General features: G+C 76.5%; 10 protein-coding genes and 1 pseudogene. 5 read left to right on the top strand and 6 right to left on the bottom strand.

Translation table 11 applies throughout. The annotated features are described in order from the left end of the window. Window positions 1–5: 5 nt before the first annotated feature. From ACIA5A_RS18465 to ACIA5A_RS18475, 3 genes are read left to right on the top strand one after another with little or no spacing between them, the layout of a single operon-like run. Window positions 6–884, top strand: a complete 879-nt coding sequence (locus ACIA5A_RS18465; protein ID WP_396763362.1) for a hypothetical protein — start codon at window positions 6–8, stop codon at window positions 882–884. Then, entirely contained in the window at window positions 877–3,549 is a 2,673-nt protein-coding gene (locus tag ACIA5A_RS18470; RefSeq protein ID WP_396763364.1) for an FtsK/SpoIIIE domain-containing protein, read from the top strand. The genes ACIA5A_RS18465 and ACIA5A_RS18470 overlap by 8 nt, the downstream gene beginning before the upstream one ends. Beyond that, on the top strand, window positions 3,546–4,217 hold the full coding sequence (locus ACIA5A_RS18475; protein WP_396763367.1) for a hypothetical protein: 672 nt from the start codon (window positions 3,546–3,548) through the stop codon (window positions 4,215–4,217). Before ACIA5A_RS18470 ends, ACIA5A_RS18475 begins: the two co-directional genes overlap by 4 nt. A 42-nt stretch (window positions 4,218–4,259) precedes the next feature. Here the strand turns inward: ACIA5A_RS18475 and ACIA5A_RS18480 are convergent, their stop codons facing one another. Continuing rightward, the gene (locus ACIA5A_RS18480) at window positions 4,260–5,537 is read right to left on the bottom strand and encodes a cupin domain-containing protein (protein WP_396763370.1); all 1,278 of its coding nucleotides are present in this window, start codon (window positions 5,535–5,537) and stop codon (window positions 4,260–4,262) included. A 69-nt stretch (window positions 5,538–5,606) separates the two neighbouring features. Then, window positions 5,607–5,906: pseudogene (locus tag ACIA5A_RS18485) on the bottom strand (hypothetical protein); the annotation flags it as partial. Between the two features lie 192 nt (window positions 5,907–6,098). Here ACIA5A_RS18485 and ACIA5A_RS18490 point away from each other — a divergent pair. Together ACIA5A_RS18490 and ACIA5A_RS18495 are read left to right on the top strand one after the other, a co-directional pair. Continuing rightward, complete coding sequence (locus ACIA5A_RS18490) at window positions 6,099–6,662, top strand: PIG-L deacetylase family protein (protein ID WP_396763373.1); 564 nt, start codon at window positions 6,099–6,101, stop codon at window positions 6,660–6,662. After that, on the top strand, window positions 6,659–6,841 hold the full coding sequence (locus tag ACIA5A_RS18495; protein ID WP_396763376.1) for a hypothetical protein: 183 nt from the start codon (window positions 6,659–6,661) through the stop codon (window positions 6,839–6,841). The genes ACIA5A_RS18490 and ACIA5A_RS18495 overlap by 4 nt, the downstream gene beginning before the upstream one ends. A 51-nt stretch (window positions 6,842–6,892) precedes the next feature. On the opposite strand, the gene ACIA5A_RS18500 is transcribed toward ACIA5A_RS18495, so the two are convergent. The 4 genes from ACIA5A_RS18500 to ACIA5A_RS18515 all read right to left on the bottom strand — a co-directional run bounded on the left by ACIA5A_RS18500 (window position 6,893) and on the right by ACIA5A_RS18515 (window position 8,914). Next, the gene (locus ACIA5A_RS18500) at window positions 6,893–7,321 is read right to left on the bottom strand and encodes a DUF2267 domain-containing protein (RefSeq protein ID WP_396763378.1); all 429 of its coding nucleotides are present in this window, start codon (window positions 7,319–7,321) and stop codon (window positions 6,893–6,895) included. Window positions 7,322–7,326: 5 nt separating this feature from the next. After that, on the bottom strand, window positions 7,327–7,512 hold the full coding sequence (locus tag ACIA5A_RS18505; RefSeq protein WP_396763381.1) for a hypothetical protein: 186 nt from the start codon (window positions 7,510–7,512) through the stop codon (window positions 7,327–7,329). A 101-nt stretch (window positions 7,513–7,613) separates the two neighbouring features. Further along, a complete protein-coding gene (locus ACIA5A_RS18510; RefSeq protein ID WP_396763384.1) occupies window positions 7,614–8,483 on the bottom strand; it encodes a DUF72 domain-containing protein in 870 nt (289 codons plus the stop codon). A 32-nt stretch (window positions 8,484–8,515) separates the two neighbouring features. Continuing rightward, window positions 8,516–8,914: a TraR/DksA family transcriptional regulator gene (locus ACIA5A_RS18515; RefSeq protein WP_396763488.1), complete on the bottom strand. Its 399-nt coding sequence runs from the start codon at window positions 8,912–8,914 to the stop codon at window positions 8,516–8,518. Window positions 8,915–9,072 lie beyond the last annotated feature (158 nt).

Raw genomic sequence — 9,072 nt, forward strand, 5'->3', positions numbered from 1 at the left:
CGGCCGTGTCCATCGTCGAGGACATCGGCGCGCAGGTCCGCGCCGCCGCCGAGGAGCTGCCGCTGGCGCAGCTCGCCGCCGCGCTGGAGAAGCTCGGCCAGGCCGAGGAACGACTGCGCTGGGTGCGCCAGGAGTCGGCCGACCCGATGGGGGTGCCGGAGCTGACCTCGGCCACCGAGCACGCCGAGACCGCCGGCTACGCGCTGCGGGTGGCGCAGGAGCAGCTCAGCGCGTACCTGGCCGCGATCGGGCTGGCCGCCGACGGCACGCCCACCGCGCCGGCGGGCGAGCGGCGGCCCCGGCACGACGCGCCGCGCGGCGAGGCGCCGCCGACGCCCGGCGCGGCCGCCGCGCAGGACGAGCCGCCCGCGGTGCGCCGCTGGTGGGCGGTCCGGGTGGCGGAGCTGACCGGCGGGCGGGAGGGCGCCCCGGACGAGCCGGACCAGCGGGTCGAGGACTCCCGCGAGCTGCTGCGCCGGGTGGTGGTCGGGATCCGCTCCGGCGACCGGGACCGGCTGCACGCCGAGCTGCGCCGGGCCCACGCCGACGTCGGGCTGGGGATGGCCGCGATCGCCCCGCCGATGCTGCGCGACCTGGCCGGGGAACTGCTCGGCCACCCACCCCGCGCGGACGACCTGGGCCGGCTGCGCCGCGAGCTGGACGGGCGGGTCCGCGACCTGCTGCCCGGGCTGCCGCCGCCGGTGCTGGACACGCTGCTCACCCGGGTCTGCCGGATGCCGCCGCCGCGCCGCGACGACGGGCCGGAGCAACCGCACGCCGCCGACCCGGCGGTCACCGCCGGGGTGCTCGCCGGCGTGCTGCTCGACCGGCTCGGCCGGGACCTGCCGAAGGACACCGAGGAACGGGAGCCGTCGCGTGGCTGACGTCCGCGCCCAACTGGTCACCCGCGTGCGGGGGATGCTCTCCGAGGCGCTGGGGGCCACCCGTACCCGGCTGGCCGCCGCCGACGCCGACCTGACCGCCGGGCGGGAGCGGCTGGACCGGACCCGCCGCGCCGCCGCGGCGGTGCCGGCCCGGGTCGGCGCGGCGCGTGACCGGCGGCTCGCCGAGATCGACGCCCGGCACGCCGCCCGCCTGGCCGAGCTGGCGCGCCGCGCCGCCGACGCGGCGCGGCGGGAGGCGCCCGGCGCGGCGTCCGAGCCCTGGGACCGCTGGCGGACCACGCCCGCCGGCCGGGCCGAGCCGCCGGGCGCGTTCCGGATCGGCACGGTACGCATCGCCGGCGCGGAGCCGGTGCCGGCGCTGGTCCCGCTGCTCGACGCCGGGCACGCGCACCTGGCCGGCGGCGACCGCGACGGCCTGGCCTCGGTGGTGCCCGCGCTGCTGCTGCGTTCCGTCGGCCGGGCCGACCCGGGCGCGGTGCGGGTGTACGGCTACGACCCGGAACACCTGGGCGGCGGGCTGGCCGGGTTCGCGCCGCTCGGCACCGCCGGCCTGCTCACCTCCGTCGGCCCCGGCGGGCTGGGCCGGCTGCTGGACGACCTGGTGGAGCAGATCCGCCGGATCAACGCGACGGTGCTGGCCGGCGAGTACGCGTCGCTGCGCGAGCTGGCCGCCGCCACCGGGCGCCGGCCGGAGCCGTGGCGGGTGGCGGTGCTGCTCGGCGGCGACGAGTTGTCCCGGCACGAGCGGGGCCAGCTCGACCGGGTGGTCCGCACCGGGGCGGCCTGCGGCGTGCACCTGGTGGTCCGCGGCACCGACCTGCCCGACGACCCGACGGTCACCCGGATCGTGGTCGAGGAGGACGACGCCCGGATCGCCGGGCTGCCGGTGGTGCTCGACGCCCCGCCGCCGGCCGCCCTGGTCACCGAGACGTGCCGCGCGGTCGCCTCCCGGGTCGCCGCCGGCCCTCCGCCGACACCCTTCACCGACCTGCTCCCCCCGCCCGACGAATACTGGCGGGAGGATTCGGCGCACGGCCTCAGCGCCCCGATCGGCGAGGGCCCGCACGGGCGGCCGGTGCTGCTCACGCTCGGCGACTACCCGCCGCACGCGTTGATCGGCGGGCCGTCCGGCACCGGCAAGACCAACCTGATCTTCGCCTGGATCGGCGCGCTCGCCGCCCGCTACTCCCCCGCCGAGCTGGAGTTCTATCTGCTCGACTTCAAGGAGGGGGTGTCCTTCGCCCGGTTCGCCAAGGGCCGGCGCGACCCGAGCTGGCTGCCGCACATGCGCCTGGTCGGGATCAACGTCAACACCGACCGCGAGTTCGGCCTGGCCCTGCTCCGCTTCCTCGCCGAGGAGCTGCGCCGGCGGGCCGACGCGGCGAAGAAGCACGAGGTCACCAAGCTGGCCGAGCTGCGCGCGGTGGACCCCACCGGGCACTGGCCGCGCATCGTCGCGGTGGTCGACGAGTTCCAGGCGCTGCTCGCCGGCCGGGACGTGGTCGCCCGGGAGGCCGCCGACCTGCTGGAGGACCTGGCCCGGCGGGGCCGTTCGCAGGGCATCCACCTGGTGCTCGCCTCGCAGGACGTGCGCGGCATCGAGGCGTTGTGGGGCCGGCCCGCCCTGGTCGCCCAGTTCACCCTGCGCATCGCGCTGCCCAAGGCGCTGCGCATCCTGGCCGAACGCAACGACGCCGCGCAGTCGCTGCCCCGCCACCACGCCGTGGTCAACGCCGAGTCCGGCCTGGCCGAGGGGAACGAGGTGGCGCGCATCCCGTCGGCGAGCGACTGGGAGACGTGGAGCGAGTTGCAGCACCGGCTGTGGCGGATGCGCCCGCAGGACGCCGCGCCGGCCCGGCTCTTCGACGGCGACGCGATCCCCCGGCTGGCCGAGGCGCCGGACTTCCGTGCCCTGACCGCCCCCGAGCAGGGCGTGCCGCGCAGCCCGGTGGCGCTGCTCGGCGAGATCATCGACGTGCAGTCCCGCTCGGCGGCGCTACGGCTGCCCCGGGCCCCGGGGCGCAACCTCGCGGTGCTGGGCACCCGGGTGGACGAGGCGTGCGCGGTGCTCGACGCCGCCGCCCGCTCGCTGGCCCGGCAGTACGCCCCGGGCGCCGCCCGCTTCTCCATCGCCTGCCTCGACCAGGACGCCGACCCGGCCGCCCGCGCGCTCTACGAGGACCTGCCCGGCGAGCCGTCCTGGTACGACGAGGAGACGGTGCCCGAGCTGATGGCCGAGGTGGGCGACGGGCTGGCCGCGCCGGGCACCCCGCGTACGCCGCACTTCCTGCTGCTCTACGCGGTGGACGCGGCGGCCGGGGCGCTCGCCGGCAAGGCGGGCACCCGCACCGGGTTGGAGCAGTTGCGCCGGATCCTGCACGACGGGCCGGAGCGGCGCACCCACGTGCTGGCGTGGTGGCGGGGCGTGGCCCGGATGCGTGCCGACCTGGGTGGCGCCGGCGCCCGCACGGACCAGATCGGGGCCTGGGTGGCGCTCGACGTGCAGGGCGGTGAGCTGGGCTCCTCGCTCTACCCCGGCAGCGGCGGGCCGGACTGGTATCCCCGGCCGTGGCGCGGTCTCTACTTCGACCGCGCGGTGCACCGCACCGGACAGGTGATCATCCCTTATGGTCCGTCCCGATGAACGAACCGGTCTCCAGTGAGACGTACCGCGCCCAGATCCGCCGCCTCGCCGAGCTCACCGCCCGGGTGTCCGCCCAGCGGGCCGAGGCGCACACCTGGCACGCGCAGCAGGTGACCGCCGCCGAGCGGGCGGTGGCCGACGCGGCCGAGCAGGTGCGACGCGCCCGGGCGGAGGTGGACGAGGCGCAGCGGATGGTGGAGCGGGTCGACGGCGAGGTCGCCCACCTGTGGGCGCAGGTGCGGTCCCGGGTCGGTGGGGGCGCCCGACGCCTGGGCGACCCGCCGGGGCCGGTACGCGGGGCCGCCGGTGACCCGGTGCCGCTGCTGCGCGGCGTGCGCGAGCTGCTGGAGCGCACCGGCCAGCCGGGTGAGCTGCCCGGCTCGGTGAACCCGCTGCTGATCGCGTGCGGGGTGGGCGGCGCGCTGGTGGCATACCTGCTGGGCATCGGCGCGCGGGCGTTGGGCGCCGGCTCGGGCGGCGACCTGGCGGTCGGCCTACCGGTGCTGGCGCTGGTGGTGACGCTGCTCGGGCCGCTGGTCGGGTTGGCGCCGGCCCGGCTGCTGGCCGACCGCCGGCACGCGGTGCTGACCCCGCGCCCGATGATCCTGGTGGCCGCCAGCGGCCTGGCGACCACCCTGCTCCTGCTGGCGGTCACCTACACCCGCTGACGCGGGCCGGCCCCGACGTGCCGGGGCCGGCGCCGGGCGGGGTCAGGCGGGGACCAGGACCGCCTCGCGGAGCAGGCGGCGGGTGAGGACCAGGCGGTCGGCGTCGTCGTCGAGGCCGGGCAGGTCGCCGACCCGGTTCACCTCGCCGGCGAGCAGCGCGCGCAGCGCCGGCTCGCAGGTGCCGGGCAGGGTGAGCGTGCGGTCGACCAGGCGCAGCGTGACGCGGCCATCCCCGGTCGGGGCGAGCTGCCAGCGCAGGCCGCCGCGCGGCGCGACCCGGCTGTCCGGGTGGAGCCGGGCCAGCGCCTCGGCCTGCGCGAGGGGGCGGATCGGCGCCGGTCGGGCGGCCGGCCACACCCGGGCCCGCAGCCGCGCGGCCACCGCCGCCGGGTCGGCCCGCAGCAGCCAGTCGCGCAGCGCCTCGACGGTCTCGGTGAGCTCCGGCTCGATCGCCTCCGCGTCGGCCAGGTCCAGGCCGAACGGCAGGCCGGCGCGCAGCCGGGCGTCCTCGGCGGCGAGCGCCGCCAGTTCCTCCACCAGGGCGTAGCGGGTGAGCGCCCGGATCCCCACGGTCAGGTGCAGCGAGCTGGACTCCTGCGCCTGGGCGCTGTGCAGCCAGCCGCGCGGCAGGTAGAGCGCGTCGCCCGGTTCGAGCACGACGTCCAGCGCGGGCCGGCCCTCGGCGGTGGCGGAGACCTCGTCGGCCCGGCCGCCCCACGGCTGGCGCTCCAGCGGGTCGGTGAGCACCGGCGGGTGGATCCGCCAGCGCTTGCGGCCGTCGACCTGGAGCACGAACACGTCGTGGGTGTCGTAGTGGGTGGCGAAGCCCTGGCTGCCGGCCGGGGTCAGGTAGGCGTTGACCTGCAGCGGCTGGGCCACCGCCGCGCCCAGGTCGCGGGCCAGGTCGACGAGCGCCGGCCAGGTGCGGTGCAGGCCCTGCAGCACCAGTGTGGCGCCGTCGGCGTAGAGCGCCAGGACCTTCTCGTCGAGCACCTGGTCGCCGATCTCGGCGCCGGCACCACCGCCGCCGGTGTAACGCGCCGCCGGCACGAGCTGGCCGTCCTTGGCCACCCGCAGGAACGGGGTACGCAGGCCGCGCCGGCTGAGCAGCTCGTCGGCGTCGGCGGGGCTGAGCAGGTCGGTGAAGCCGTGCGGGTTGGGCAGATCGGCGGCCCGGGACAGCAGCGGGCTGCGCCCCCAGTGGTCGGCGGCGAACTTGGCCGGTTCGACGGCCACGCACCGGACCAGCGCCGCGGCGGCGGGGGACGGCACCGCCGGGTGGCCGTGGCCACCCGGCGGGTCGACGTGCGTGGTGCTCATGTGTCAGGCGCTGCCGTCGGCGCCGCCGTCGTGCTGACCGGGGGTCGCGCCGCCGTCGGCCGGACCCTCCGCGCTGCCGTCCGCGCCGCCGTCGTGCTGGCCCGGGGTCGCGCCGCCGTCGGCCGGACCCTCCGCGCTGCCGTCCGCGCCGCCGTCGTGCTGGCCCGGGGTCGCGCCGCCGTCGGCCGGACCCTCCGCGCCACCGTCCGCGCCGCCGTCGTGCTGGCCCGGGGTCGCGCCGCCGTCGGCCGGACCCTCCGCGCCACCGTCCGCGCCGCCGTCGTGCTGGCCGGGGGTGGCACCGCCGTCGGCCGGGCCCTCCAGGCCGCCGCCGCCGTTGGTCTGGATGTCGTCGTCGTTCAATGCCATGGGTGCTCCCTCGGTGTGCCGCCCCGCGTGTTCCCGGGGTCCGTCTTCAGCGGGGGGTACCCCACGCCCGATCTTCTCTAACCACACGGTAGACGCCCGGACCGGCGCGCACCGACGGTTCGCGCCCGGACGGCGGCCGGGGCCGGTCGGTGCCAGGATGGGGCCGGAGGAGACGCGCGAGGAGGTAGGCACGTGGCGCAGCCGGAACCGCTCACCCCGCTGACCGAGGACTGGCACCGGGCGCTGGCCGTGGTGGCCCACCCGGACGACCTGGAGTTCGGCGCCGCCGCCGCGGTCGCCCGCTGGACGCGCCAGGGCAAGGAGGTCGTCTACTGCCTGCTCACCAGCGGTGAGGCCGGGATCGACGGGATGCCGCCGGAGCGCAGCCGGGTGCTGCGCGAGGAGGAGCAGCGCGCGTCCGCCGCCGTGGTCGGGGTGTCCGCGGTCGAGTTCCTCGGGCTGCCCGACGGGCTGCTGGAGTACGGCGTGCCGCTGCGCCGGGCGATCGCCGGGGTGGTCCGCCGGCACCGGCCCGACGTGGTGCTCACGAACAACTTCCGGGAGACCTGGGACGGCGAGTACGCGCTCAACCAGGCCGACCACATCGCCTGCGGCCGGGCCACCCTGGACGCGGTCCGCGACGCCGGCAACCGGTGGATCTTCCCGGAGCAGCTCGGCGGCGGGACCGAGCCGTGGTCCCGGGTGCGCGAGGTGTGGGCGCCGGATCACCTGTGGCCCGGCACGGGGTGGACGTGACGGACAGCTTCGACGCCGGGGTGGCGTCGTTGCGGGCGCACGGCGCCTACCTGAGCGGGCTCGGCGACGGCGGCTTCGACGCCGAGGAGTTCCTGGAGGGGATGGCCCGGCCCGCCGGCGCCCGGCTCGGCGTCCGCTACGGCGCCGCGTTCGAGGTGTTCCGGATCGACCTGGCCTGACGGCCGCGGCCCGCCCCACCGCACCGGCGGGACGGGCCGAGGCGGGACCGGTCAGGGAATGAGCTGACCGAGGCCCTGCGGCATGTTCGACTTCACGTCCTGCCACTCGCCCTGCGATACGTGCCGGCGCAGGGTGTCCAGCACGACCTGGGTCACCCGCTGCGGACCACCCTCGACGTCGTACGGGAAGCCCTGGCGGACCTCGTAGAGGAAGTCGTCGCGGTTGAGCTTGATCGGCACGTTCTCCGGTTGCCAACCGTCGAAGTAGATGCCCCGCAGCAGGACCGGCAACTGCTGGGCGAACTCGGCGCTCTCGCCCACCGGCATCCGGTCACGCAGCAGGTGCAGCACCGTGCGCAACGCCGCGTACGACTGGTTGCGCCGCTCCGGCGGCCAGCCGTAGGCCGACTCGATCTCCTTCAGGATCACGTTCGTCTTGTCCAGTGAGGACTCGAACGCGGACATCAGGTGTTCAGCCATCCCGCTCACCCCCGGGCGTCGGTCTCCCAGCGTCGGTCGTCGGCGCGTCGCGGCGGGCCGCTGGGCCCCCGCCACAGCCGGGTCGGGCTGAACCGGCTGTGCCGCCCGCCCCGCTCCCGCGGGACGTCGGAGTTGCCGACCACGTGCAGGACGCCACCGCGGCGTCGATCCGCCACCACCCGTACCGTCATGACCCACCTCCTGGTCGCCGCGCGGTCGGTGGTCCGCGCGTCGGGTCCATGCTGCGCGGCGGGTGGGTGAGCCGGCCTCACCCGCAGCGGGTGAGGCGGGCTCAGCGGGCCAGCAGGTCGACGAGCGTGGTGGCGTTGCGCTGGGCGTTGTCCCGGAAGCAGTTGTTCATCAATACGTGCGTCTGCTCGGCCCGGTCGGCCAGCTCGCGCAGCTTCGGCGCCCAGTCGCGCAGTTCCCGGTCGGAGTAGTCGTAGCCGAACTTCTCGTGGATGTCCTTGCTGGTCCACCTGTCGCTGTGCCCGTGGAACCGGACCACCGCGAGGTCCGCGGTGGCGGCCAGCACCGGGGGTACGGACGACCGGTGCCCCTGCGGCATGTCCACGCAGACGAACGGCAGGTCGTGCCCGCGCAGGAAGTCGAGCGTCTCGTCGGCGTTGTCGCCGTCGAACCAGGAGGCGTGCCGGAACTCGAAGACCGGCCGCAGCGGCGCGCACCGCCGGGCCACCTCGAGCAGGTACTGCTTGTTGTCCCGCTTGATGGTGAACCAGGGCGGGAACTGGAACAGCAGCGCGCCGAGCTTGCCGGCGTCGACGAGCGGGTCCAGCGCGGACAGGAAGCGCGTCCAGACCTCCTCGTACGCCTGCGCCGGCAGGTCGCCCGGGTAGACGCTGCGCTTCTCCGTCTCCGGGCGCAGGTCCTTGTAGAGCGCGGAGACCCGGGTCGGGTGACCGGTCAGCAGGCTGAACGCCTTGACGTTGAAGGTGAACCCCGGCGGGGTGCGCTCCGCCCACAGTCGCGCGGTGCGCTCGGCGGGCGGTGAGTAGTAGGTCGCGTCCACCTCGACAAGCGGGAACCGCCGGGCGTAGTAGGACAGCCGGCGCTCCGGGGTGTCGGCGTCCGCCGGATACCAGCCGGAGTCGAGCAGGGTCCGGTCGGTCCACGACGCGGTGCCGACCTTGATCTCACCCATGCGTGCCGACCGGCGCGGCGGGGCTGGGCGGCTCAGGCCGCCCGCCGCTCCCGGGTCTGCTTGCAGGCCACGCAGGACGTGGCGGACGGGAAGATCTCCAGCCGCTCGACCGGGATCGGCGCGGTGCAGCCCTCGCAGAAGCCGTAGGTGCCCTCGTCGAGGCGGGCCAGCGCGCGCTCGAACTGGGCGCGCCGCTCCAGGATGGTGCGCAGCAGGGACTGCGCGGTGTCCCGCTCGGCGGTCTTGGTGCCGCTGTCGGCCTGGTCGTCGCCGGCGGTGTCGCCGACCTCGACCAGCCGCAGCACCTGGCTCTGCATGACCGCCTGGTCGTACTCCGCGGTCAGCTCGTCGTACCGGGACCGCAGGGACTGCCGGATCTGGTCGACCTCCGCCTGGGAGCGGACGGTGGTCGTCGTGTCGTGGACGAGCATCGCTGCCTGCCTTTCCTGCAGTCTCACGCCGGGTCCTCCGGGGCGGGACGCGCCGGAGGACCCGGTTGACGGACGTCGGATGCGCGGGCGGGATCACCCGTGCTCTGTGAGCCGGGCGATTACCCCTGCCTCCGGCGGGCCAAACCGGAGACTTCCTG

The sequence above is a fragment of the Micromonospora sp. NPDC051300 genome, assembly GCF_044455315.1.
Taxonomy (GTDB): Bacteria; Actinomycetota; Actinomycetes; order Mycobacteriales; family Micromonosporaceae; genus Micromonospora; species Micromonospora robiginosa.

Excerpts from the sequence above, each read along its gene's own strand:
- ACIA5A_RS18475 (WP_396763367.1), top strand. The coding sequence starts at position 3,546 with ATGAACGAACCGGTCTCCAGTGAGACGTACCGCGCCCAGATCCGCCGC.
- ACIA5A_RS18480 (WP_396763370.1), bottom strand. The coding sequence starts at position 5,537 with ATGAGCACCACGCACGTCGACCCGCCGGGTGGCCACGGCCACCCGGCG.
- ACIA5A_RS18500 (WP_396763378.1), bottom strand. The coding sequence starts at position 7,321 with ATGGCTGAACACCTGATGTCCGCGTTCGAGTCCTCACTGGACAAGACG.
- ACIA5A_RS18505 (WP_396763381.1), bottom strand. The coding sequence starts at position 7,512 with ATGACGGTACGGGTGGTGGCGGATCGACGCCGCGGTGGCGTCCTGCAC.
- ACIA5A_RS18510 (WP_396763384.1), bottom strand. The coding sequence starts at position 8,483 with ATGGGTGAGATCAAGGTCGGCACCGCGTCGTGGACCGACCGGACCCTG.
- ACIA5A_RS18515 (WP_396763488.1), bottom strand. The coding sequence starts at position 8,914 with ATGCTCGTCCACGACACGACGACCACCGTCCGCTCCCAGGCGGAGGTC.